This window comes from uncultured Ramlibacter sp. (assembly GCF_936925435.1).
GTDB lineage: Bacteria > Pseudomonadota > Gammaproteobacteria > Burkholderiales > Burkholderiaceae_C > Ramlibacter.
In genome coordinates this window covers 23360-47461 of record NZ_CAKZHQ010000047.1, presented here as the reverse complement: position 1 = coordinate 47461, position 24102 = coordinate 23360, and the positions used below count along the sequence as shown (strand labels likewise).

24 protein-coding genes are annotated in these 24102 nt (G+C 67.2%); 7 read left to right on the top strand and 17 right to left on the bottom strand.

The window, feature by feature from the left end:
* The first annotated feature begins 48 nt into the window (after positions 1 to 48).
* From Q0632_RS18030 to Q0632_RS18005, 6 genes are read left to right on the top strand one after another with little or no spacing between them, the layout of a single operon-like run.
* Positions 49 to 1221 carry a ring-opening amidohydrolase gene (locus Q0632_RS18030; RefSeq protein ID WP_298932784.1) on the top strand — a complete coding sequence of 391 codons (1173 nt, stop codon included), beginning with the start codon at positions 49 to 51 and terminating at the stop codon, positions 1219 to 1221.
* Positions 1218 to 2441, top strand: a complete 1224-nt coding sequence (locus Q0632_RS18025; RefSeq protein WP_298932782.1) for an NAD(P)/FAD-dependent oxidoreductase — start codon at positions 1218 to 1220, stop codon at positions 2439 to 2441. The genes Q0632_RS18030 and Q0632_RS18025 overlap by 4 nt, the downstream gene beginning before the upstream one ends.
* Positions 2438 to 2962: a VOC family protein gene (locus tag Q0632_RS18020; RefSeq protein WP_298932780.1), complete on the top strand. Its 525-nt coding sequence runs from the start codon at positions 2438 to 2440 to the stop codon at positions 2960 to 2962. Before Q0632_RS18025 ends, Q0632_RS18020 begins: the two co-directional genes overlap by 4 nt.
* The gene (locus Q0632_RS18015; RefSeq protein ID WP_298932778.1) at positions 2949 to 3935 is read left to right on the top strand and encodes an ABC transporter substrate-binding protein; all 987 of its coding nucleotides are present in this window, start codon (positions 2949 to 2951) and stop codon (positions 3933 to 3935) included. The genes Q0632_RS18020 and Q0632_RS18015 overlap by 14 nt, the downstream gene beginning before the upstream one ends.
* A complete protein-coding gene (locus tag Q0632_RS18010) occupies positions 3935 to 4756 on the top strand; it encodes an ABC transporter ATP-binding protein (protein WP_298932776.1) in 822 nt (273 codons plus the stop codon). Before Q0632_RS18015 ends, Q0632_RS18010 begins: the two co-directional genes overlap by 1 nt.
* The gene (locus tag Q0632_RS18005; protein ID WP_298932774.1) at positions 4753 to 5517 is read left to right on the top strand and encodes an ABC transporter permease; all 765 of its coding nucleotides are present in this window, start codon (positions 4753 to 4755) and stop codon (positions 5515 to 5517) included. The genes Q0632_RS18010 and Q0632_RS18005 overlap by 4 nt, the downstream gene beginning before the upstream one ends.
* 7 nt (positions 5518 to 5524) lie before the next feature.
* Here the strand turns inward: Q0632_RS18005 and Q0632_RS18000 are convergent, their stop codons facing one another.
* The 8 genes from Q0632_RS18000 to xylA form a co-directional block, all read right to left on the bottom strand.
* Positions 5525 to 6691 (bottom strand): ROK family protein, encoded by a 1167-nt coding sequence (locus Q0632_RS18000; RefSeq protein ID WP_298933007.1) that lies wholly within the window; start codon positions 6689 to 6691, stop codon positions 5525 to 5527.
* Positions 6692 to 6753: 62 nt separating this feature from the next.
* Complete coding sequence (xylB, locus tag Q0632_RS17995; RefSeq protein ID WP_298932772.1) at positions 6754 to 8229, bottom strand: xylulokinase; 1476 nt, start codon at positions 8227 to 8229, stop codon at positions 6754 to 6756.
* A gap of 9 nt (positions 8230 to 8238) precedes the next feature.
* Positions 8239 to 9390: a Gfo/Idh/MocA family oxidoreductase gene (locus Q0632_RS17990; protein WP_298932770.1), complete on the bottom strand. Its 1152-nt coding sequence runs from the start codon at positions 9388 to 9390 to the stop codon at positions 8239 to 8241.
* Between the two features lie 54 nt (positions 9391 to 9444).
* On the bottom strand, positions 9445 to 10470 hold the full coding sequence (locus Q0632_RS17985; RefSeq protein WP_298932768.1) for a sugar phosphate isomerase/epimerase: 1026 nt from the start codon (positions 10468 to 10470) through the stop codon (positions 9445 to 9447).
* Between the two features lie 21 nt (positions 10471 to 10491).
* Positions 10492 to 11451 (bottom strand): ABC transporter substrate-binding protein, encoded by a 960-nt coding sequence (locus Q0632_RS17980; protein WP_298932766.1) that lies wholly within the window; start codon positions 11449 to 11451, stop codon positions 10492 to 10494.
* A 62-nt stretch (positions 11452 to 11513) separates the two neighbouring features.
* Positions 11514 to 12527, bottom strand: a complete 1014-nt coding sequence (locus tag Q0632_RS17975) for an ABC transporter permease (RefSeq protein WP_298932764.1) — start codon at positions 12525 to 12527, stop codon at positions 11514 to 11516.
* On the bottom strand, positions 12508 to 13995 hold the full coding sequence (locus tag Q0632_RS17970) for a sugar ABC transporter ATP-binding protein (RefSeq protein ID WP_298932762.1): 1488 nt from the start codon (positions 13993 to 13995) through the stop codon (positions 12508 to 12510). The genes Q0632_RS17975 and Q0632_RS17970 overlap by 20 nt, the downstream gene beginning before the upstream one ends.
* A 109-nt stretch (positions 13996 to 14104) precedes the next feature.
* Positions 14105 to 15430: a xylose isomerase gene (gene xylA / locus Q0632_RS17965; protein WP_298932760.1), complete on the bottom strand. Its 1326-nt coding sequence runs from the start codon at positions 15428 to 15430 to the stop codon at positions 14105 to 14107.
* 157 nt (positions 15431 to 15587) lie between these two features.
* On the opposite strand from xylA, the gene Q0632_RS17960 reads away from it, so the two are divergent.
* Positions 15588 to 16787, top strand: a complete 1200-nt coding sequence (locus Q0632_RS17960; RefSeq protein WP_298932758.1) for a DNA-binding transcriptional regulator — start codon at positions 15588 to 15590, stop codon at positions 16785 to 16787.
* Positions 16788 to 16884: 97 nt separating this feature from the next.
* Here the strand turns inward: Q0632_RS17960 and Q0632_RS17955 are convergent, their stop codons facing one another.
* The 9 genes from Q0632_RS17955 to Q0632_RS17915 all read right to left on the bottom strand — a co-directional run bounded on the left by Q0632_RS17955 (position 16885) and on the right by Q0632_RS17915 (position 24076).
* Complete coding sequence (locus tag Q0632_RS17955; protein WP_298932755.1) at positions 16885 to 17310, bottom strand: F0F1 ATP synthase subunit epsilon; 426 nt, start codon at positions 17308 to 17310, stop codon at positions 16885 to 16887.
* 3 nt (positions 17311 to 17313) lie between these two features.
* A complete protein-coding gene (gene atpD / locus Q0632_RS17950; RefSeq protein WP_298932753.1) occupies positions 17314 to 18723 on the bottom strand; it encodes a F0F1 ATP synthase subunit beta in 1410 nt (469 codons plus the stop codon).
* 42 nt (positions 18724 to 18765) lie between these two features.
* Complete coding sequence (gene atpG / locus Q0632_RS17945; RefSeq protein ID WP_298932751.1) at positions 18766 to 19632, bottom strand: F0F1 ATP synthase subunit gamma; 867 nt, start codon at positions 19630 to 19632, stop codon at positions 18766 to 18768.
* Between the two features lie 23 nt (positions 19633 to 19655).
* A complete protein-coding gene (gene atpA, locus Q0632_RS17940) occupies positions 19656 to 21269 on the bottom strand; it encodes a F0F1 ATP synthase subunit alpha (RefSeq protein ID WP_298932749.1) in 1614 nt (537 codons plus the stop codon).
* A 47-nt stretch (positions 21270 to 21316) separates the two neighbouring features.
* Positions 21317 to 21847 (bottom strand): F0F1 ATP synthase subunit delta, encoded by a 531-nt coding sequence (locus tag Q0632_RS17935; RefSeq protein WP_298932746.1) that lies wholly within the window; start codon positions 21845 to 21847, stop codon positions 21317 to 21319.
* 11 nt (positions 21848 to 21858) lie between these two features.
* A complete protein-coding gene (locus Q0632_RS17930; protein ID WP_298932744.1) occupies positions 21859 to 22329 on the bottom strand; it encodes a F0F1 ATP synthase subunit B in 471 nt (156 codons plus the stop codon).
* 57 nt (positions 22330 to 22386) lie between these two features.
* Complete coding sequence (atpE, locus tag Q0632_RS17925) at positions 22387 to 22653, bottom strand: F0F1 ATP synthase subunit C (protein WP_298933006.1); 267 nt, start codon at positions 22651 to 22653, stop codon at positions 22387 to 22389.
* 61 nt (positions 22654 to 22714) lie between these two features.
* On the bottom strand, positions 22715 to 23590 hold the full coding sequence (gene atpB, locus Q0632_RS17920) for a F0F1 ATP synthase subunit A (RefSeq protein WP_298932742.1): 876 nt from the start codon (positions 23588 to 23590) through the stop codon (positions 22715 to 22717).
* Positions 23591 to 23596: 6 nt separating this feature from the next.
* Entirely contained in the window at positions 23597 to 24076 is a 480-nt protein-coding gene (locus Q0632_RS17915) for an ATP synthase subunit I (protein ID WP_298932740.1), read from the bottom strand.
* Between the last annotated feature and the right edge of the window lie 26 nt (positions 24077 to 24102).

Below are 24102 nucleotides of genomic sequence, written 5' to 3'. Positions count from 1 at the left end.
TCTCACTCGCGCTGCCGATACTGGCCCCGAGCTCGCATTTCCACTCCCATGACCTCCCATTTGTCCGAACCCACCACCCGCCGCCTGCGGGTCGACCGCCTGGCCATGGCGCACCCTGGCGACCTGACTGCCCTGGCCGCCCTGCTGGACGCCGATGCCCTGCGCGCTGACGACATCGTGGCCGTGATCGGCAAGACCGAGGGCAACGGCGGCGTCAACGACTTCACCCGCGGCTACTTCACGCAAAGCCTGATGCAACTGCTCGCGCAACGCACGGGTCGCAGCGCCGGGGAGTTGCTGCACACCGTGCCCTGTGTGCTGTCCGGCGGCACCGAGGGCGTGCTCAGTCCGCATTACGTGGTGTTTTCCCGCAGCGCCGCCCCGGCGCGCTCCGGGCCCGGCGGCGCACTGGCCATAGGCACCGCCATCGGCACGGCGCTGCCCGCACACGAGATCGGGCGCTGGACCCATGTGCGCTCGGTCGCCGCGGCCGTGCGCGCCGCCATGGCCGATGCAGGCATCGAACGGGCCGATCAGGTGGCCTTCGTGCAGGTCAAGTGCCCCTGCATCACCTCGGCCCGTGCCACGGCCGCGGCCGCGGACGGACAGCAGGTCGTGAGCGCCGACCCGGGACGCTCCATGGCCTTCGCCCGCGCCGCTGGCGCTTTCGGCGCGGCCCTGGCCCTGGGCGAACTGGCCGACGATCCCGCCCTCGCTGCGGCCCTGCTGGCGGACTTCGGCATCGCCTGCGCGCGCGCCAGCGTGTCCTCGGGGGTCGAAGTACTGGCCGACGAGGTGATCGTCCTGGGCCACAGCCCCGCCTGGACCGGCCCGCTGCGCATGGCCTGCGCGCCCATGGCGGACGCGCTGGACATCGCCGCCGTCGCCGCCGCTCTGGCGCCGCTGGGCATCGAGGCGACGCCCCAGGTGCGCCAGGACCAGCGCCAGCGCATAGTCGCCGCCTTCGTCAAATGCGAGCCGGACCGCCGCGGCCAGGTGCGCGGCGCGCGCCACACCATGCTCGACGACACCGACATCAACGCGCAGCGCCATATCCGTGGTGCGGTCGGCGGCCTGGTCGCCGGCGTGCTGGGCGACAGCCGCATCTTCGTCTCCGGCGGTGCCGAGCACCAGGGTCCCGACGGTGGCGGCCTGGTGGCGGTCATCGCGCAGGTGCCCGACCTGCCTTCGTCCACACTCTCACGGGAAGCCATCGCATGAAGATCGTCATCCTCGGGGCCGGTGTCGCCGGCGCCTTGCTGGCCCGCCGCCTCGCCCGCATCCCCGGCATCGACGTGACATGCCTGGAACGCGTGCAGCCCGACGACCACTCGGAGGCCGGCACCGGGCTGAACGTCGGGCCCAACGCGGTCAAGGCGCTGCGCCTGACCGATCCGGCGCTGGCCGCACAGGTGGAAGCCGCGAGCCTGCCCTGGTCGCGCTGGACCGCGGCGCTGGCCGACGGCAGCGTGCTGTTCGATCTGCCGATCGAGAGCGTCGCCGACAACCCGGGCATCCGCATCCGCTGGTCCGAGCTGTACCGCGTGCTGCGGGTTGGCGCTGGCAGCGCCATCCGCTACGGCTGCGACGTCACCGGCGTCGGCCGCGACCCGAAGGCGCCGGGCAAGACTTTCGTCACCTGGGAGGAAGGCGGCCAGGTGCACCGCAGCGAGGGCATCGACCTGCTGGTGGGTGCCGACGGCCGCTACTCGTTGGCGCGCTCTGCGCTGTCGGGCGTGCCGCAGCCGCGCCACGTCGGCGTCGCCATCCTGCGCGCGCTGGTGGAGGACACCAGCGGCGGCCTGGTCGATGACTACGGCCAGTGGTTCAACGGCGCGCACCGCCTGCTGGCCTTCCGCGTCAAGCCCGGCCACGTCTACATCGCGGCAACCTTTCCCCTCGTGCCGGGCGCGCCGGTGGCGCCCGCCTGGAGCACCGCGCCGGTGATGCGCGCCACCTGGGAGCCCGCCAGCGGCCGGCCCCGCAGCGCGACCCTGCAATGGCTGCTCGACGCCCTGTGCGAGCAATTGCCGGACAGCCACTGGGCCCGCATGCAGGAGTCCGACGTGCGTTACCACGAGACCGACGCCAACGTGCTCTACCTGGGCGACAGCGCGCACGGCATGGTGCCCACGCTGGGCCAGGGTGCCACCCAGGCGATGGAGGACGCATGCGCCGCCGCACTGATCATCGAGGACGAGATCGCCCAGGGGCAACGCCCGGTGGCGGCCTGGCTGGAACGCATCGCCCGCGTGCGCACGCCGCGCGTCCAGTTCGCGATGGCGCTGTCGCTGCAGGCGAGCGACACCCTGCTGGCCGGCGCCGACCCGGTCGCCGGCGCGCACTGGAAGACGCAGCCCCCCTTCCTGGCCGACCTCTCCCGGCTGTTCCGCGACGTTGCGCTGGGCAAGGAACTTGCACAGGAGCTTGCCACCCCATGAACGACGGCGCTCTCACCCACGGCCTCTTCCACCTGGCCATCAAGACCGCGGACCTGCAAGCCACGCGTGCCTTCTGGTGCAGCGTGATCGGCCTGCGCGAGGTGGAGCGGCCCGACTTCGGCTATCCCGGTGCCTGGCTGGCCTGCCCGCAGCCGGGTGGCCAGGCCATCATCCACGTCTACGCCGGCGGTCCGGCGCTCGGGCCCGGCGGCGCAGTACAGCAGGGCACAGCCGCCATCGACCATGTGTCGCTGGCCTGCAGCGGCTACCACGCCTACATCGCCCGCTTCCAGCGCGCCGGCCTGGACTGGCGCGAATTCCTGGTGCCCGGCACCACGCTGTGGCAGCTGTTCGTCTACGACCCCAGCGGCGTGCAGCTGGAACTGACCTTCGAGGGCCGCGCCGAAGCCGGTGTGCCGCCCGACATGTCCCCCGCCCGCAGCTACCGCGCAGGCGTCCCTTTCTTCACCCCCTCGCTCTACCCAGTCCTTTCCCAGGAGTCCCACGATGCAACGCCCTGAATTCCTTCGTCGCGCCGCGCGCGCCCTGGTCGCCGCAGCCGCGGCAGCCGTCCTGCTGCCCGCCGCCCACGCTGCCGACCGCGTGAAATTCGGTGTCTTCCCGTCCAGCGCCGCACTGCCCTTCTACATCGCCCAGAACCGCGGCTACTTCCGCGAAGCCGGTCTCGAGGTGGAAGAGATTCCGATGAACAGCCACCCGCTGACCGTGCAGGCCCTGGTGGCCGGCAGCATCGACGGCGCGGCCAACCTGGTGACGCTGGAGGGCGCCAACATGGAGGCGCGCCGGCCCAAGACGCTCAAGTACATCTCGCTCAATGGCCAGAACAGCCAGCACGTGATCGAACAGTTCGTGGTCAAGGCCAGCAGTCCGGCCAAGAGCCTGAAGGACTTCAAGGGCGGCTTCAAGCTGTTCTCCGCGCCCGGCCCGGCCAACATCGGCGCCGCGCGCGCGGTGCTCAAGAAGGTCGGTCTGGTGGAGGGCACCGACTTCAGCATCCAGGAGCAGCCGATCAACATGCACCTGAGCGTGCTGCAGGCGGGCACCTTCGACGGCGGCTACACGCTGGAGCCCTCGGCCACGGTGATGGTCGGCCAGAAGATCGGCAAGCGCGTGGAGACCGGCGTCATCGCCACCCACCTGCTGGGCCGCAAGGAAGCCCATGCCTTCGCCGCCGGCGCCGTGCTCTCTGACAAATTCATCGCCGAGCATCCCGATGTCGCGAAGCGCTTCGCCGCAGCCTGGACGCGCGGCGTGCAGCAGGCCATGGCCGACAGCAGCACGCGCGGCTACCTCATCGCCGGCATGAAGGTGCCGCCCGAACTGGCTGCCACCGTGCCGCTGCCGCGCATCGTGATGGTCAAGGACATGACGGCGGCCGATGTCAGCGACTTCCAGAAGTTCCTGGACATCGGCACGGAGCTGGGCGTGGTGAAGGACCGCATCGACGGCAAGGCCGTGACGAAGGCGTTCTGATGGCGGCCGTGCTCCAACTGCGCCCGGCGGCCGAAGCGCCGCCGCGCAACCAACGCTGGTACCCCGAAGGCACCCACATCACCGTGCGGGGGCTGACCAAGCGCTTCGGTGACGCCACGGTCTACGACAACTTCGATCTGGACATCCCCAAGGGCAAGATCACCTCGGTGTTCGGCCCGAATGGCTGCGGCAAGAGCACGCTGATCAACATGATCTCGGGCATCCTGCCGCACGACGGTGGCCAGATCCTGTTCGAGGGCAAGACCGCGCGCGAGACGCGCATCGGCTACGTGTTCCAGAACTACCGCGAGGCGGTCTTTCCCTGGATGCGCGCGATCGACAACATCCGCTATCCGCTGCAGTACCTGGGCATCCCCAAGGGCGAGCGCCAGGAACGGCTGGACCGGCTGGTGGCCAGCTTCGAGGTGCAGTTCGACCTGAACCGCTATCCCTACGAGATGTCGGGCGGCCAGCAGCAGCTGGTGTCCATCATGCGCGCCCTGGTCGTCGATCCGGAGGTGCTGTTCCTGGATGAGCCTTTTTCCGCCCTGGACTACGAGATGGTGATGTTCCTGCGCGGCCGGCTGCAGAAGGTGCTGGCCGAGCGCCAGGTGACCACCATGCTGGTCTCGCACGACCTGGACGAGGCCGTGCTGCTGGCCGACGAGGTGCTGCTGCTGACCAAGCGCCCCACCCGCGTGGCCGACCGCCTGCGCTTTGACGCGCCGCGTCCCCGAACCGTCGACACCACCGTGGCCGCCGACTTCATCGCGACCAAGACGCGGGCTCTCGAAGTCTTCCTGCAGGAGGTGCGGCGATGAAAAGTGCTGTCTGGATGGCGCGGCTGCGGCCGCTGACCGGCGCCGCCCTGGTGCTGCTGGCCTGGGCGATCCTGCACGGCTCGCGCGCCGTCGACCCGGTGCTGCTGCCCTCGCCCGGCGAGGCTTTCGACGCCTTCTGGAAGGGCCTGTCGCACGGCACCCTGTGGGCGGACTTCTGGAAGACCATTGTGCGGACGATCTCGGCCTTCGTGATCGCCCTCGTCATCGCCGTGCCGCTGGGCATCGTGCTGGGCGCTTCGCGCAAGATCTACGATTCGATCGAGTTCGCGATCGACTTTTTCCGCTCCACACCCGCTTCGGCGCTGTTCCCCTTGTTCCTGGTGATCTTCGGCGTGGGCGAGAAGACCAAGATCGCCGTGGCGGCCTTCGGCGCCGGCCTGGTGATCCTGTTCAACGTGGCCTATGGCGTGATGGGCGTGCGGCGCCAGCGTCAGCTGGCCGCGCGCGTCATGGGCGCCCCGCGCTGGCGCGTTTTGACCGACGTGACACTGCTGGAGGCCATGCCCCAGGTCTTCGTGGGCATGCGCTCAGGCGTGTCGCTGGCGCTGGTGATCGTCATCGTCGCCGAGATGTTCATCGGCTCCACCGACGGGCTGGGCCAGCGCGTGATCAATGCGCAGATGATCTTCGACATGCCGGAAATGTACGCCGCGATCTTCGCGGCCGGCCTGCTCGGCTACGTGATGAACCTGGTGTTCATCGTGGCGGAACGGCGCTTCGTGCACTGGGGCGGCAAGTAACCCCCGGCTAGGCGGGCCGCGCGCGCCGCAGCGTCTCCTGCATGGCCAGCACGCCGGCGCCCACCAGGCCGCCGCGCGTGCCCAGCGGCGCGTACTGGATCTCCAGGTGCCGCGTGGACAGGGCCAGCGAGCGTTGGTAGACACTTTGCCGCACGGACGCCAGAAATTGCGGGCCGATGCCGGTGACGCCGCCGCCGATGAACACGTGCGAGGGGTTGAAGAAGTTCACCACCGAGGCCAGCATCTGGCCGATCAGGTTGCCCGAGCGCTGCAAGATGGCGTTGGCTGCGGCATCGCCGTTGTGGCTGGCCTGGGCCACGTCCATGGTGGTGATCGCGCCGTGCTGCGCCAGGCACTGCGCCAGCTGCTCGCTCTGGCCGGCCTGCACGGCCTCCAGCCCCATGCGGGCGATCGCCGGGCCGGCCGCCATGGCCTCGACGCAGCCCAGGTTGCCGCAGTGGCAGCGCGGACCCGAGCGGTCCACGCAGATGTGGCCGACATCACCGGCCGAGCCGTTGGCACCGCGGTAGACCTCACCGTGGCAGACGATGCCGCAGCCGATGCCGGTGCCGACCTTGATGACCAGGAAGTTGGGCAGGGCCCGCTGGAGGCGCCATAACTCGCCCAGCGCCATCAGGTTGACGTCGTTGTCGACGAAGACCGGCGCGGCATAGTCCTCGGCCAGGAAGTCGCGGATGGAAAAGCTGTCCCACTCGGGCATCAGCGGCGGGTTGACCAGCTGGCCGCTGGCGAAGTCCACCGGACCGGGCAGGCCCATGCCGATGGCGATGACCTGCTGCGGCGTCGCGCCGCATTCCTGCAGCAACCGGCCCAGCAGCGTGCGCATGCGCGCCAGCACCACGCCGGGCCCGGCGCGCACGTCGGCGGGCTCGGCGTGGTGGGCCAGTACCGTGAGGTCGGGCCGCATCACCGCCACGTCCAGGCTGGTGGCGCCCAGGTCGGCGCCCAGCACCACGCCAAGTGCGCCATTGAGCTTGAGCGTCTCGGGCCGGCGTCCGCCCGACGAATCCTGCAGACCGGCTTCTTCGAGCAGGCCCTGCTCCAGCAGGCCCGAGGCCAGGGCATTGGCCTTGCTGCGCGAATAGCCCAGCCGGCCGGCCAGCAGGTGGCGCGAGACGCCGGCCGACCAGAAGGTCGCGCGCAGCAGCTCCATCTCGGCATCGGACAGTTCATCCCAACGCGTCACCGCGGTCTCCTCGGTTGGTCCGGGCCATCCTAAGCGATGGCGGGAAAGCAGGGCTGGACTTGCCGGTACAGCTGGGCGAAGCGCTCGCCGCGCGCGCGCAGGAAGGCGTGCCTGCCGGCCTGCGGCTCGTGCACCGCGAGCAGCGCGGGCTCGGTACAGATCTCGGTGGCCGCAACCTGGTCGCAGGCCATCCAGGCCAGGCGCGCCGCGCCCAGTGCCGGACCCACCTCGGCCTCGGCGCGACGCTGCATGGGCAGGCCCAGGATGTCGGCCAACAGCTGGCTCCAGTAGGCGCTGCGCGCGCCGCCGCCGATCAGGCTGATGGACTGCAGCGGGGCGCCGGCCGCCTGCAGCGCGGCCACGCCCTGGGCCAGGCCATGGCCCACACCTTCCAGCGTGGCGTTGGCCAGGTCGGCACGGCTGGTGGTGGCGTGCATGCCGAAGAACACGGCCTGGGCGGCCGGATTGTTGTGGGGTGTGCGCTCGCCATTGAGGTAGGGCAGGAACAGCGGTGTGGCCTCGTCGATGCCGCCTTGTTCGGCGTGCGCCAACAGGGCCGCCACATCGGCCTGGCCGGTGAGCCGCGCCGTGAAATCCAGGCAGGCGGCAGCCGACAGCATCACCGACATCAGATGCCAGGTGTGCGGCAGCGCATGGCAGAAGCTGTGCACGGCCTGGGCTGGGTTGGCGACGAAACCGTCGGTTGCAACAAAGCACACGCCCGAGGTGCCCAGCGACAACATGGCCTGGCCTGCTCGCACCACGCCCACACCCAGGGCACCGGCGGCGTTGTCGCTGGCGCCGGCGATCACGGGAATCTCGCGCAGGCCCAGGCGCTGCGCGATGTCCTTGCGCAAATGGCCGCTGACTTCCGGGCCTTCGTGCAGGCGCGGCATATGGCTGCGCGACAGGCCGGTGGCCCCCAGCAGCGCGTCGCTCCAGTCACGCCGGCCCACATCCAGCCACAGCGTGCCCGCCGCATCCGACATGTCGCTGGCGAATTCGCCGGTCAGGCGCCAGCGCAGCCAGTCCTTGGGCAGCAGCACCTTGGCGATGCGCCCAAACACCTGCGGCTCATGGCGTGCCAGCCACAGCAGCTTGGGCGCGGTGAAGCCCGGCATCATCAGGTTGCCGGTGATGGCGCGCGAAGCGGGCACCAGGGTTTCGAGGTCGGCGCACTCGCGGTGCGAGCGGCCGTCGTTCCAGAGGATGGCAGGCCGTAGCACCTGGCCCTGCGCGTCCAGGCAGGTGGCGCCATGCATCTGGCCGGTCAGGCCGATGGCCTCGATGGCGGAGGCAGCGATGCCCGCCTCGCGCGCCTGGGCCAGCACTGCGGCCAGGGCTTGCTCGCAAGCGCCCCACCAGTCGTTCGGGTCCTGCTCGCGCCACAAGGCCTGGGGCTGCTGCACCGTCAGCGGGGCCGAGGCGCTGGCCAGCACCTTGTGGCCGCGCTCCAGCAGGATGACCTTCAGGCCCGAGGTGCCCAGGTCGATGCCGAGAAACATGGGGCGCCCTTACTGCAGGCTGGTCCACTTGTGGCTGCTGGCCGCGGACTCCACGGTCTTTTCGATGAAGCGCACGCCACGTGCACCGTCGGCCAGGGTCGGGTAGTCGGCCGCCAGCGGATCAGGCTTGCTGCCGGCCTGCAAGGCGCGGATGTGCGCCGCCACGCCCAGATAGACGTTGGCAAAGGCCTCGATGAAGGCCTCGGGGTGGCCGGTGGGCAGGCGCGTGGCCAGCTTGGCGGACTCACCCAGCCAGGGCGAGCCGCGCGTGAGGATGCGTTTGGGCCCGTCGATGGGCGCATGCACAAGGTAGTTGGGGTCTTCCTGCCGCCAGTCCAGCGTGCCGGTGCTGCCGAACACACGCAGACGAAAATCGTTCTCGCAGCCGACCTCGATCTGCGAGGCGATCAGCACGCCGCGCGCGCCGTTGGTGAAGCGCAGCAGCATATTGCCGTCGTCGTCGAGCTTGCGGCCCGGCACAAAGCTGGTGAGATCTGCGCAAAGGCTCTCGATCTCCAGCCCGGTGACGGTGAGGGCCAGGTTCTCGGCATGCGAGCCGATGTCGCCGATGGCGCCGGCCATGCCGCTGCGCGCCGGGTCGGTGCGCCAGTCGGCCTGCTTGTTGTCGCCGCCTTCCAGCCGGGTGGCCAGCCAGCCCTGGTTGTATTCGACGATGACTTTGCGCACCTGCCCGATGGCGCCCTTGCGCACCAGATCACGCGCCTCGCGCACCATGGGGTAGCCGGTGTAGTTGTAGGTGACGCCGAAGACCACGCCGCTTTTGGCGACCACGCGGCCCAGGTCGGCTGCCTGCTCGCTGGTGTGGACCAAAGGCTTGTCGCAAACCACGTGGATGCCGGCCTCGGCAAAGGCCCGGGCCACCGGGAAGTGCACATGGTTGGGCGTGACGATGGAGACGAAGTCGATGCGCTCACTGGCGGGCCGCTGGAGCTCGTCGGCCAGCAGGGCTTCCCAACTGGCGTGGTTGCGTTCGTCGGCCAGGCCGAGCTCGCGGCCGGAGGCGCGCGCCTTCTCGGCGCTGGACGACAGGGCACCGGCGACCAGTTCGATCTGGCCGTCCAGCGCAATGGCCTTGCGGTGCACGCCGCCGATGAAGGCCCCCTGCCCGCCGCCGACCATGGCGTACTTCAGTTTAGACATAGAAACCTCCGCGCGGCGCGCTGCGGTATTCGCTCTTGGGGCGGCCCAGCGAGCTCATGAACCCGCCATCCCGCCTTGCTTGGCCTTGTCGAAGACGGCGTCAAAGGCGCCGGCCGCCGGCTTGAAATCGAGCCGCTTGCAGAAGGCCGCACTTTCGGTGGCGCCGTGCACGCGGTCCATGCGGCTGTCTTCCCACTCGACCGAGAGCGGACCCTGGTAGCCGATGTCGTTGAGGGCGACGATGAGCGACTCGAAGTCGATCATGCCGCGGCCCACGCTGCGGAAGTCCCAGAAACGGCGGGCGTCGCCGAAGCTGGTGTGGCCGCCGAAGACACCCGCAGTGCCGTCGCCCTTGCCCCACCAGACGTCCTTCATGTGGGCGTTGTAGATGCGGTCGGGGAAAGTCCGGATGAATTTGATGTAGTCGACGCCCTGGTAGCCCAGGTGGCTGGGGTCGAAGTTGAAGCCGAAGCGGCGATGCCCCTTGACGGCCTCGACCGCGCGTTGCGCGGAGGCGGTGTCGAAGGCGATCTCGGTGGGGTGGACTTCGAGCGCGAAGTTCACGTCGACCGATTCGAAGACATCCAGGATGGGTGTCCAGCGTTTCGCGAAATCGGCGAAGCCCTTGTCCCAGAAGGCCTGGGTGGTCGGGGGAAAAGCATAGGTGGCGTGCCAGACCGAAGAGCCGGTGAAGCCGGTCACGGTCTTGACGCCGAACTTCGCGGCGGCACGCGCCGTGTCCTGCATCTCTTTGGCAGCGCGCTGGCGCACGCCCTCGGGATCGCCGTCGCCCCAGAGCGCCCCGGACAGAATGGACTGGTGGCGCTCGTCGATCAGGTCGCACACGGCCTGGCCGACCAGGTGGTTGCCGATGGCGAAACAACGCAGACCATGCTGCTCAAGCAGGGCCTGCTTGTCGCGCACATAGCTGTCGCTGGCCAGCGCGGCCTGCACGTCGAAATGGTCGCCCCAGCAGGCCAGTTCCAGGCCGTCATAGCCCATGCTCTTGGCCAGGGGCGCCAGTTCCTTCAAGGGTAGGTCGGCCCATTGGCCGGTGAACAGGGTGACGGGTCTAGCCATGGTGGGGCTCCTCGCTTCGCCTTAGAAGGGCGACTTCGGCTCGTAGAACTTGGCGGCGTTGTCCTTGGTGATCAGCACCGAGGGGATGATGGTGGTGGCGGGCATCTTCTCGCCCTTGACGCGCGCAGCGGCGGTCTGGTTCATCGCGTCGGCAATCATCTTGGGCGAGTAGGTCACGTCGGCTGTGACGATCTTGTCGCCGTCCATCACCTTCTTGATGTAGTCCTTGGAGCCCGCGCCGCCCAGCACCAGCTTGACGTCGGTGCGCTTGGCCTGCTCGATGGCCTTTTGCACACCCACCGCCATGTCATCGTCCGAGGCCCAGACCGCGTCGATGTTCTTGAAGCGCGTCAGGTAGTCCTGCATGACCTTGAAGGCGTCGTCTCGGTTCCAGTTGCCGTGCTTGGCGTCCAGCACCTTCATGCCGGGATTGGCCTTGATGACGGCGTTGAAGGCGTCGACGCGCTGGTTGTCGATCACCGTCGGGATGCCGCGCAGGATGACGATGTCACCCTTGCCGCCCAGGGCCTTGGCCATGTACTCGCCGGCCACCTTGCCAAAGCCCGGGTTGTCGCCGGCCACATAGGCATCCTGCGCCTTGGCATCGGTTAGGCCGCGGTCGACCACGACGACGTAAACGCCCTTGGCCTTGACCTGGGCCACCGGCTGCGTCAGCGGTGCCGACTCAAAAGGCAGGATCACCAGGGTGTCGATCTTGCTGGCGGTCTGCAGGTCTTGCACCTGGTTGGCCTGCTCGGCGGCCGAGCCCGCGGTCTTGACCGTGACCTTGAGGCCCGGGTACTGCTTTTCCAGTTCGTCCTTGGTGCGGTTGGCCCAATAGACCACGCCGCCGGCCCAGCCGTGGGTGGCCGCGGGGATGGCCACGCCGATGTGCGGTTTGTTCTGCGCGGACGCGGGCGCGGTACCCAGCGCGGCGAGCACTGCTGCGGTGGCAGTGAGCATGCGGATCATCGATTTCATGGTTTGTCTCCTGGTGGTTGGAAGAAGTAGCTCGGGCTACGTTGGGGGAAATCCGGTTCGGGTCAGCGGCGTCCTCGCTGGAAGAAGGCGACGGCAATGATCACGAAGCCTTGCACCGCCGCGTTGAGGTAGACGCTGATGATGCTGGTGAGGTTGAGGATGTTGCTGATCACCGAGAGCAGCACGGCGCCGATCACCGTGCCGGTGATGCCGCCGGCGCCGCCCTTGAGGGCCGTGCCGCCGACGATGACGGCGGCGATCGCCTCCAGCTCCCACAGCAGGCCAGTGGTCGGCGAGGCCGAGCCCAGGCGCGGCACGTACAGCAGCGTGGCCACGCCCACGCACACCCCCAGCAGCACGTAGGTGATGATCTTGACGCGGTCCACTTCCACCGCGGCATAGCGCGCCACCTGCTCGTTCGAGCCTATGGCCTGCACATAGCGGCCATAGGCCGTGCGATTGAGGATGACGCCGCCGGCCAGGGCGACGGCGATGAAGACCCAGACCGGGATGGGCACACCCAGCAGCGCCCCGTAGTAGACCGGGCTGTAGACGGTGGACAGCGCGGAATCCAGCGTGATGGCCCCGCCGTTGGAGAAGTAGGTCAGGTAGGCGCGAAAAATGCCCAGCGTGCCCAGGGTGACGATGAAGGGCTCGATGCGGCCCTTGGTGATCAGCAGGCCATGGGCCAGGCCGAACAGCGCGCCCAGCACGACGGCGAACAGCATGCCCAGCATGACGACCAGCACCGGGGAAGCGATGCTGGCGGCTGCCGCATTCATCAGCAAGATGGTGCTGCCGGCGATGAGCGCCGCCATCGAGCCCACCGACAGGTCGATGCCGCCGGAGATGATGACGAAGCACATGCCCACCGCGATGATGCCGATGAAGGCCGTGCGGGTCAGCACGTTCATCGCGTTGTCCAGGGTGGCGAAGTTTTCGTTCAGCAGCATGCCGGCGATGCACAGCAGCGCCAGCCCGATCAGCGGGCCCGTGCCATGCAGCGAGAAGCGGCGAGCCGCCTGGGCGCGAACGACGGGGACAGGCACGGTGGCCTCAGTGGGTTCCGGTGGCATGGGCGATCATGACCTCTTCGGTCAGCTGGTCTGCAGTCAGGGTGGTGACGAGGCGGCCGCCACGCATCACGGCGACGCGGTGGCACAGGCCGATGAGTTCCATCAGCTCCGAGGAGATGACGACCACCGCCTTGCCCTCGCGCGCCAGGCGCTGGACCAGGTGGTAGATGTCGAGCTTGGCGCCGACGTCGACGCCGCGGGTGGGCTCGTCCAGCACCACAACCTGCGGCCCCGGGTGCAGCACTTTGGCCAGGGCGAGTTTCTGCTGGTTGCCGCCGGACAGCGACGACGCCGGGGTGTCCAGCGAGCCGGCGCGGATGCCGAAGTCGCGCACCGCGTCGTGCAGGGCCGCGCGTTCCGCATCCGGCGACAGCAGCGGGCTGGTGTAGCGCTCCAGCGCCATCAAGGTCAGGTTCTGCCGCAGCCCCAGGTGCACATGCAAGCCCTTGTGCTTGCGGTCCTCGCTCAGGTAAGTCAGGCCGCGCGCCGCCGCGCTGCGCGGGCTGCGGCGCGTCCACGGCTGGCCGGCCAGCAGGACACTGCCTGCCAGCGCGGGGCGCAGGCCCAGCAGGCCCTCGAACAGTTCGGTGCGGCCGGCGCCCACCAGACCAGCAAAGCCCAGGATCTCGCCGGCGCGCACCTCGAAGCTCACATCGCTGGCCCAACCCGGCACGCTCAGGCCCTGCACCTGCAGCAGCACCGGCTGTGCCGTGTCCATGGCCTCCTTGCGCGGATAGAGATCGGACAGCTCGCGGCCCACCATCAGGCTGGCCATCTGCTGGCGCGTCAGGCTGGCCGTGGGCCGCTGCGCGACGAAGCGGCCGTCGCGCATGACCACCACCTCGTCGGTGATGCGCTCAACCTCATCGAGCTTGTGCGAGATGTACAGGATGGTGACGCCCTCGGACCGCAGCTGGGCGATCAGGGCGAACAGGCGCTCGGTCTCGCCCGGCGTGAGCGTGGCGGTGGGCTCGTCCATCACCAGCAGCCGGGTCTTGCGGGCCAATGCCTTGGCGATTTCCACCAGCTGCTTTTCCGCCACGATCAGCTGGCCGACACGGGTGTCGGGACTGGCGGCCAGGCCGACCTGGTCCAGCACGCGCCGCGCCTCGGCACGCATGGCGGAATCGTCCAGCAGCCAGCCGCGCTTTTTCTCGTGGCCCAGGAAGATGTTCTGCGCAATCGTCAGGTCCTCGGCCAGGTTGAACTCCTGGTGGATCATGACGATGCCCCTGGCCTCGGCCGCACGCGAGCCGGCAAAGTGCGTGGCCTGGCCGTCGATGTGCAGTTCGCCGCCACTCAAGGCCTCGTAGCCGGCCAGGATCTTCATCAGCGTGGATTTGCCCGCGCCGTTCTCGCCCAGCAGGCCGATCACACGCCCGGGGGCCAGCTCAAAGCTCACGCCATGCAGCACTTCGACGGGGCCGAAGCGCTTGACGACGTCCTTGAATCCGACGGCGAGGCTCACTGTGTCTCCTGTATTTTTCTGCGTAGCGTGGCGGATGCTATGAAGCACACTTATGCCAGTCAAGGCGCAACTTCAGCCATATTCAGGCAAAAGAAGCCGTCACTTTGGCTCAAGCAATGCCGCCGAAGATGGCCGAATTGACGCGGTTCTCCAGCCATTCCTGGCGGCCGCTGACCGGTTGCGGATTGAATTCCTGGACGAAAGCGTGCTCGGCGACCTGGGCCAGCGTCATGCCGCCGGCCAGCATGCGCTGGCCCAGCTCCTTTTGCCATCCGGCATAACGCTGGTCCTTGAAGCGCTGGAGTTCGTTCTGCTCGACCAGGTGCGCCGCGCTCTTGAGGGCCAGCGCCAGCACGTCAATGGCACCGACGTGGCCGTGCAGGATGTCGACCGCATCCAGGCTCTGGCGCCGCACCTTGGCATCGAAGTTGAAGCCCCCATTGGTGAAGCCGCCGGCCTTGAGGATCTCGTACATGGCCAGGGTCAGGTCCTCCACGCTGTTGGGGAACTGGTCGGTGTCCCAGCCGTTCTGCGGGTCGCCGCGGTTGGCGTCGATGCTGCCGAACAGGCCCAGCGCCGCGGCGGTGGCGATCTCGTGCTGGAAGCTGTGGCCAGCCAGGGTGGCGTGGTTGGCCTCGATGTTGAGCTTGATCTCCTTGTGCAGCCCGAATTGCTGGAGAAAGCCGTGCACCGTGGCGCTGTCGTAGTCGTACTGGTGCTTGGTCGGCTCCAGCGGCTTGGGCTCGATCAGGATGTCGCCCTTGAAACCCGTCTTGTGCTTGTGCTCGACCACCATGGACATGAAGCGGCCCAGTTGCTCTCGCTCCTGCTTGAGGTCGGTGTTGAGCAAGGTGTCATAGCCCTCGCGGCCGCCCCACAGCACGTAGTTGGCGCCGCCCAGTCGCTTGGTCGCGTTCATCGCGCTGAAGACCTGGGTGGCGGCGTAGGCAAAGACTTCCGGGTCGGGATTGGTGGCGGCGCCGGCGGCATAGCGGCGGTGGCTGAACAGGTTGGCTGTACCCCACAGCAGCCGCATGCCGGTGGCCTCCTGCTTTTGCGCCAGCACGTCAGTCATCGCGGCAAAGTTGCTGCGGTACTGCGCCAGGTTGGCGCCTTCGGGCGCAACGTCGGTGTCGTGGAAGGTATAGAAGGGCACGCCCAGGCGGGTGAACAGGCTGAAGGCGGCGTCGGCCTTGCGGCGCGCCAGCGTCAGTTCGTCGGCGCCCTCGTGCCAGGGCCGGTTGAAAGTGCCGTGGCCGAAGATGTCGCTGCCGGGCCAGACGAAGGTATGCCAATAGCAAACCGCCAGGCGCAGATGCTCGGCCATGGTCTTGCCCAGCAGCTTCTCGCCGGCGTTGTAGTGGCGGTAGGCCAGCGGGCTGTCGCCACCTGGGCCTTCGTAGCGCACCGGCGCGAACGAATCAAAGTAAGACATCTGGTCGGGTCCCGTTTTGAAGATGAACGGGCGAATGCTAGTGAGCGGGACGCCAGACTTCGATTGCGAAATTGACCAGCGGACCTGGCAATATTCGTTGCTGCACCGCAAAATATGAAAGCATCCGCCAGAATGCAGCGGACTGATCCACCGTTTTATGCGTGCCAGCGCCCCTCCCGCCGAGCCCAAAGTCCACCGTGTCGCCCTGCTGTTCCACGCCAGCAAGGTCTATGACCGCGAGATCATTGCCGGCATCGGCTCCTACGTGCACCACACGCGGGTGGCCTGGGACCTGTTCCTGGAGGAGGACTTCCGCTTCCGGCTGGACGGCATCGCCGACTGGCACGGCGACGGCATCATCGCGGACTTCGACGACCCGGCCGTCAGCGCCGCCCTGTCGTCCATGCAGCTGCCGGTGGTGGCCGTGGGCAGCTCCTATGCCGACGAGGCCACCTACCCGGCAGGCGTGCCCTACGTGGCCACCGACAACCAGGCGCTGGTGCAGCAGGCCTGCGGACACCTGATCGACAAGGGCCTGCGCCAGTTCGCCTGCTACAGCCTGCCGGAGTCGCCGCTGAACCGCTGGGCACAGGAGCGCGAGCGGGCCTTCGAGACGTTGATGCTGCGCGACGGCATGGCGTGCCGCATCCACCGCGGCCTGGCCACCAGTGCCCCGACCTGGGACAGCGCGGCGCGCCAGCTGGTGGGCTGGCTGCAGACCCTGCCCAAGCCCGTGGGCATCATTGCCGTGACCGATGCGCGGGCGCGCCAGCTCCTGCAGGCCTGCATCCTGGCCGGTCTGGCCGTGCCGGACGAAGTGGCCCTCGTGGGCATCGACAACGACACCCTGGGCCAGCACCTGACGCGCATCCAGCTCAGTTCCGTGAGCCAGGGCACGCACGAGATGGGGCGCACCGCCGCGCATCTGTTGCACCAGATGCTGGGCGGCGCCGTGCTCAAGGACACACGCATCGTCGTGCCACCGGCCGGGATCCACCCGCGCGCCTCGACCCAATGCGAGGCACCGCATGGCCCCTATGTGATGCGGGCACTGCACTACATCCGGCAGTACGCCTGCCAGGGCATCAAGACCGAACAGGTGGCGACGCACGTAGGCCTGTCGCGCTCATCGTTGGAGACCTGGTTTCGGCGCGAGCTGCGGCGCACAGTGCACGACGAAATCCTGCTCTACAAGCTGCAGCATGCCCGCACCCTGTTGCAGGAATCGCCGCTCAGCGGCGCCGAGGTCGCCAGCCGCAGCGGCTTCGGCTCGGTGCAATACCTCAACGCCGTGTTCAAACGCGAGCTGGGCTGCACGCCGCGTGAGTACCGCGAGCGGGCAGCGGCAGCGCAATAAAAAGGCCCCGGTCTTTCGAACGGGGCCTGGAGTGCGCTATGTTTTTGGCGCTTGTTTTTGCAGGGGTGGGGACAGGGCTTGCGCCTGTCCCGGCATTTCACTTCATGTCGCGGTATTTGCGCAGGGCCGCGATCTGGGCGGCCATGACGGCCAGCTCGGACTGGGCCTTGGCGATGTCGAGTTCGCCCTTGGCGTTGCGCAGGGCCTCTTCGGCCGCAGCACGCGCTGCGTTGGCTTTTTCCTCGTCCAGGTCCTTGCCGCGAATGGCGGTGTCGGACAGCACGGTGACGCTGTTGGGCTGCACTTCCAGCACGCCACCGGCAACGAAGACGAATTCCTCGGTGCCGTCGGCCTTCTCGATGCGCACCGAGCCGGGTCGGATGCGGGTGATCAGCGGCGTGTGGCGCGGGTAGATGCCCAGCTCGCCGGCTTCGCCGGGCAGGGCAACGAAGCGGGCCTCGCCGGAGAAGATGGACTCTTCGGCACTGACCACGTCGACGTGGATGGTGTGCTTGCTGTCCATGGCTTAGACCTTCTTCGCCTTCTCGAAGGCCTCGTCGATCGTGCCGACCATGTAGAAGGCCTGCTCAGGCAGGTGGTCGCACTCGCCGGCGGTGATCATCTTGAAGCCGCGGATGGTTTCGGCCAGCGAGACGTACTTGCCGGGCGAGCCGGTGAACACTTCGGCCACGTGGAAGGGCTGGCTCAGGAAGCGCTGGATCTTGCGGGCACGGGCCACGGCCAGCTTGTCTTCGGGCGCCAGTTCGTCCATGCCCAGAATGGCGATGATGTCGCGCAGTTCCTTGTAGCGCTGCAGGGTGTTCTGCACGGCGCGGGCGGTGTTGTAGTGGTCTTCGCCGACGACCAGGGGGTCGAGCTGGCGGCTGGTCGAGTCCAGCGGGTCCACGGCCGGGTAGATGCCCAGCGAGGCAATGTCACGCGACAGCACCACGGTGGAATCCAGGTGAGCGAAGGTGGTGGCGGGCGACGGATCGGTCAAGTCGTCGGCCGGCACGTACACGGCCTGGATCGAGGTGATGGAACCCACCTTGGTGGAGGTAATACGCTCTTGCAGGCGACCCATTTCCTCGGCCAGCGTCGGCTGGTAGCCCACGGCGGAAGGCATGCGGCCCAGCAAGGCGGACACTTCCGTGCCGGCCAGCGTGTAGCGGTAGATGTTGTCCACGAAGAACAGCACGTCCTTGCCCTCGTCACGGAAGGACTCGGCGATGGTCAGGCCGGTCAGGGCCACGCGCAGGCGGTTGCCCGGCGGCTCGTTCATCTGGCCGTAAACCATGGCCACCTTGGAGTTGGGCAGGTTCTCGAGGTCCACGACCTTGGAGTCAGCCATCTCATGGTAGAAGTCGTTGCCTTCGCGGGTGCGCTCACCCACGCCGGCGAACACCGACAGACCGGAGTGGGCCTTGGCGATGTTGTTGATCAGTTCCATCATGTTCACGGTCTTGCCCACGCCGGCGCCGCCGAACAGGCCAACCTTGCCGCCCTTGGCAAACGGGCACACCAGGTCGATCACCTTGATGCCGGTTTCCAGCAGTTCCTGCGAGGGCGACAGTTCGTCGTATGCGGGAGCCTTGCGGTGGATCGAAGCCGTCAGTTCGGCGTTGACCGGGCCGCGCTCGTCGATCGGGTTGCCCAGCACGTCCATGATGCGACCCAGCGTGGCCTTGCCCACCGGAACCATGATGGCTGCATTGGTGTTGTAGACCATGTTGCCGCGGCGCAGGCCGTCGGACGAGCCCAGCGCGATGGTGCGGACAATGCCGTCGCCCAGCTGCTGCTGCACTTCCAGCGTCAGGGCCGTGCCTTCCATCTTCAGCGCGTCGTACACCTTGGGCATCTTGTCGCGCGGAAATTCGACGTCCACAACGGCGCCGATACATTGAACAATCTTGCCTTCAACTTTTGCCTGAGCCATTTGCTTGCTCCAAAAAATATGTAAATCGGGTCACTGGGGCGGTCAGACCGCCGCGGCCCCTGCAACGATCTCCGAAAGCTCTTTCGTGATCGCCGCCTGGCGCGTCTTGTTGTAGACCAGCTTGAGTTCGCCAATCACGTTGCCGGCGTTGTCGGTGGCGGACTTCATGGCCACCATGCGGGCCGACTGCTCGGACGCCATGTTCTCTGCCACGGCCTGGTAGACCAGCGCCTCGAGGTAGCGCACCAGCAGCTCGTCGATCACGGTCTGCGCGTCGGGTTCGTAGATGTAGTCCCAGCCGTGCTCGCCCTGGTCGGCCTTGAGGTTGTCGCTGGTCAGCGGCAGCAGCTGCTCGATGACCGGCTCCTGCTTCATCGTGTTGATGAAGCGGGTGTAGCTCAGGTAGACCGCGCTGATCTGGCCGGCGGCATAGGCGTCGAGCAGCACCTTGACAGGCCCGATCAGCTTGTCCAGGTGGGGCGTGTCGCCCAGCTGGGTGACATGCGAGACCACCTTGGCGCCGATGCGGTTGAGAAAGCCCAGGCCCTTGTTGCCGATGGCCACGGCCTGCGATTCCACGCCGGCCGCCTGCAACTCGCGCAGTTTGCTGGTCACGGCGCGCAGCACGTTGGTGTTCATGCCGCCGCACAGGCCCTTGTCGGTGGTCACCACGATGAAGCCGACCGCTTTCGCGGCGTTGGTCTTCATGAAGGCGTGGGTGTACTCCGGGTTGGCCTTGCCGAGGTTGGCGGCAATGTTGCGCACCTTGTCGCTGTAAGGCCGGGCCGAGCGCATGCGCTCCTGCGCCTTGCGCATCTTGGAGGCGGCCACCATTTCCATGGCCTTGGTGATCTTCTTGGTGTTTTCCACCGATTTGATCTTGCCCCGAATCTCTTTACCTGCAGCCACGTTGGCTCCTGTTCAATAGAGACTTAAGCGAACGACTTCTTGAACGCGGCGACGGCTGCCGTCAGTTCGGCCTCACCGTCGATGCAGACCTTCTTGAAGGCCTTCTTCTCGTCGCTGTCGGAATCCTTGGCGGGCTTGTTGTCCCACTTCGCGCCATTCTTCTCGATGGTGGCGAGCAGGGCGGCGTGCTTGTCCTTGAGCCAGCCGTGCAGGCCGTGCTCGAAGGCCAGGACCTTCTTGACTTCGATGTCGTCCAGGTAGCCCTTGTTCACCGCGAACAGCGTGGCGCCCATCAGCGAGATGGGCAGCGGGCTGTACTGGGCCTGCTTGAGCAGTTCGGTCACGCGGGCGCCGCGGTCGAGCTGCTTGCGGGTGGCTTCGTCCAGGTCCGAGGCGAACTGCGCGAACGCAGCCAGCTCACGGTACTGCGCCAGGTCGGTACGGATACCGCCGGACAGGCCCTTGATCCAGTTGGTCTGGGCAGCGCCGCCAACGCGCGACACCGAGATACCGGCGTTGATGGCGGGGCGCACACCTGCGTTGAACAGGCTGGTTTCCAGGAAGATCTGGCCGTCGGTGATCGAGATCACGTTGGTCGGCACGAAAGCTGACACGTCGCCGGCTTGCGTTTCGATGATCGGCAGGGCCGTCAGCGAACCGGTCTTGCCCTTGACGGCACCCTTGGTGAAGGCTTCGACGTAGTCGGCATTCACGCGGGCGGCGCGCTCGAGCAGGCGGCTGTGGAGATAGAACACGTCGCCGGGATAGGCTTCGCGGCCCGGCGGGCGGCGCAGCAGCAGCGAAACCTGGCGGTAGGCCACGGCCTGCTTGGACAGGTCGTCATAAACGATCAGGGCGTCCTGGCCGCGGTCGCGGAAGTACTCGCCCATGGTGCAGCCGGAATAGGCCGACACGTACTGCATGGCGGCCGATTCGGACGCCGAGGCGGCGACCACGATGGTGTACTCCATCGCGCCGGCTTGTTCCAGTGCGCGCACCATGTTCTTGATCGTGGATGCCTTCTGGCCGATCGCGACATAGACGCAGGTCATGTTCTGACCCTTCTGGTTGATGATCGCGTCGACGGCCACGGCGGACTTGCCGGTCTGGCGGTCGCCGATGATCAGCTCGCGCTGGCCGCGGCCGATCGGCACCATGGAGTCGATCGACTTCAGGCCGGTCTGCATGGGCTGGCTCACCGATTCGCGGGCGATCACGCCCGGGGCGACCTTTTCGATCACGTCGGTCATCTTGGCGTTGACCGGGCCCTTGCCGTCGATGGGCTGGCCCAGGGCGTTGACCACGCGGCCGATCAGCTCGGGGCCGACCGGCACTTCCAGGATGCGGCCCGTGCACTTGACGATGTCGCCTTCGGAGATGTGCTCGTACTCACCCAGAATCACCGAGCCGACCGAGTCGCGCTCGAGGTTCAGGGCCAGGCCGAAGGTGGGGCTGCCGTCTGCCGTGGGCGGGAATTCCAGCATTTCGCCGGCCATCACGTCGGACAGGCCGTGGATGCGGCAGATGCCGTCGGCCACGGACACCACGGTGCCCTGGTTGCGGATGTCGGCGCTGGCGGACAGGCCTTCGATGCGGCTCTTGATCAGTTCAGAGATTTCTGCGGGATTGAGTTGCATGACTCTTTCCTTTCCTTAAAGTTGGTCTGCCGGCTTCACGCCGAACATTAGGCCGTGAGGGCGACTTTCATTTGCTCGAGGCGGGCCTTGACCGAGGTGTCCAGCACCTCGTCACCCACCACCACGCGGACGCCGCCGATCAGCGACGCGTCCTGCTGCACGCTCACATTGAGCTTGCGGCCGAAGCGCTTTTCCAGCGCCTGCGTGACGCCGCCGAGCGCGCCCGCGTCGATCGGGAAGGCGCTGTAGACGATCGCGTCGGACGAGCCGCCCAGCGCGTTCTTGAGCGAACGGAACTGCGTCGCGATTTCGGGCAGGGCCGTGAGGCGGCCGTTCTCGATGACCGTGCGCAGGAAGTTCTTCGCGGCGTCGGGCAATGCGCCCTTGGCCACGCCCGCGATCACGTCATAGACCTGCTGGTCCGTCACGTTCGGGTTGCCGGCCAGTTGCAGCAGCTGCGCATTGGCGGCGATGGCGGCAAGCGATTCCAGCCATTGCGTGGTGCCGTCCAGATCCGCCTTGGCGGACTGGAAGAGCGCTTCGGCGTACGGTCGGGCGATGGTGGCGAGTTCGGCCATGGTCTACCTTCTTACAGCTCGGTCTTGAGGCGGCTGAGCAGCTCGGCGTGAACGCCGGCGTTGACTTCCTTGCGGAGAATCTGCTCTGCGCCCTTGACGGCCAGTGCGGCGACCTGCTCGCGCAGGGCCTCGCGGGCCTTGACGCTCTGCTGCTCGGCTTCGACACGGGCGGCGGCAACGATCTTGCTGCCCTCTTCCGTGGCGCGGCCCTTGGCCTCCTCGACGATGACCTGGGCGCGGCGCTCGGCATCGGCCAGCAGCGCAGCGGTCTCGTTGCGCGACTTCGCCAGCTCGGCTTCCACGCGCTGGTTGGCGGCGGACAGCTCGGACTTGGCCTTGTCGGCGGCAGCCAGGCCATCGGCGATCTTCGCTGCACGCTCGTCGAGCGCGGCGGCGATCGGCGGCCACACGAACTTCATCGTGAACCCGACCAGGATCAGGAACACGATCATCTGAATGATCAGGGTACCGGTGATGCTCACTTTTTCATCCTTCACCCCGGCGCTGGCGCCAGGGAAATGACATGGGCCGCTGGATGCTTACTTCGGCAGGTTGGCGATCTGGGCCAGGAACGGGTTGGCAGTGGCGAACCACAGGGCCACACCGGTGCCGATGATGAAGGAAGCGTCGATCAGGCCGACCAGCAGGAACATCTTGGTCTGCAGTTCACCCATCAGCTCAGGCTGGCGGGCGGCCGACTCGAGGTACTTGCTGCCCATGATGCCGATGCCGACGCAGGCACCGAAAGCGCCCAGGCCAATGATGATGCCGGCGGCCAGTGCGACAAAGCTGATAACTTCCATGATGACTCCTAAAGGTCTTGGTTGAAAAGAAAGGGAAACGGAAACTCTATGGTCTGAGCGGGGCTCAGTGGGCGTCGTGCGCCTGGCCGATGTACACCAGCGTCAGCATCATGAACACGAAGGCCTGCAACACGATGATCAGGATGTGGAAGATGGACCACACGGTGCCGGCGATGATGTGGCCGATCGCCAGGCCGATGCCGGTGGCCGACAGCGACCAGGCACCGCCCATCAGGGCAATCAGCAGGAAGATCAGCTCGCCGGCATACATGTTGCCGAACAGCCGCATGCCGTGCGAGACGGTCTTGGCGACGAATTCGATCAGCTGCATGGCCAGGTTCAGCACGCCCAGGATCAGCGCGAAGATGGGGTTCTTGCTGGTGCCGAACGGCGCGGTGACCAGCTCGTGCGACCAGCCGCCGATGCCCTTGATCTTGATGTTGTAGATCAGGCAGATCAGCAACACGGCGACCGACATGCCCATGGTGACCGACAGGTCGGCGGTGGGCACGACGCGCAGGTAGGCGTGGTGCGGGTCGCGGCCGGCGGCGCCGTAGATTTTTTCCCAGATGAAGGGCAGCAGATCGACCGGCAGGAAGTCCATCGCGTTCATCAGGATGATCCAGACGAAGATGGTCAGGGCCAGGGGCGCGACGAACTTGCGGCTGGTGGCGTTGTGCACGATGCCCTTGGCCTGGGAATCGACCATCTCGACCATCATTTCGACGGCGGCCTGGAAGCGGCCCGGCACGCCGGAAGTGGCCTTGCGGGCCGCCTTCCACAGCAGCAGGCAGCCAACGATGCCCAGCAGCGTGGAGAAAAACAGGGAGTCGAAGCTGAAAACGCTGAAGTCGACAACCGCCTTGGGCTTGTGGTTCTGCAGGTGCGTCAGGTGGTGAATGATGTATTCACCGGCGGTGGGTCCGTGTTCAGCAGCCATCTGTTGTTACTCGTCAGTTCGTTTCGATTTTCGGGGCGCCAAAACCAGCGCGCCCCAATACACCTGCATCGTCACCACCAGGCCGACCAGCATTGCCGGCCAGCTCAGGTCCGTTACCAGCCTTGGCGCGGCGAACAGCATCGCCACCGTCAAGGCCACTTTGACCATCTCCCAGACCATGAACCCGGCGGCCGCGGCAGCCGGGTTGAGCGAAGCGAAACGTCCGGTCAGCCCCCGCGCAAAAATGGCCGCGGGAATCACCACGGCCAGCGCGCCATACCCGGCGGACCACCCAACGTTTTGCCTCCCGCTCAGGGCCCAGGCGGCAATCGCCACCCCGGCCCCCACAACCGACTGCCACCCGATCACCCACCAGGGGGAGACCTGGGGGTTTCTTTCACGCAACCGGCGCGCCTCTTCGGCGGTGAGCGGCGTGACAGGGGGCTGTTCGTCTTCTATTTCAGGCAGCGGGGCTATTTTTTTCATTGGAATGCCGCCTCGCGTGTTGGCCC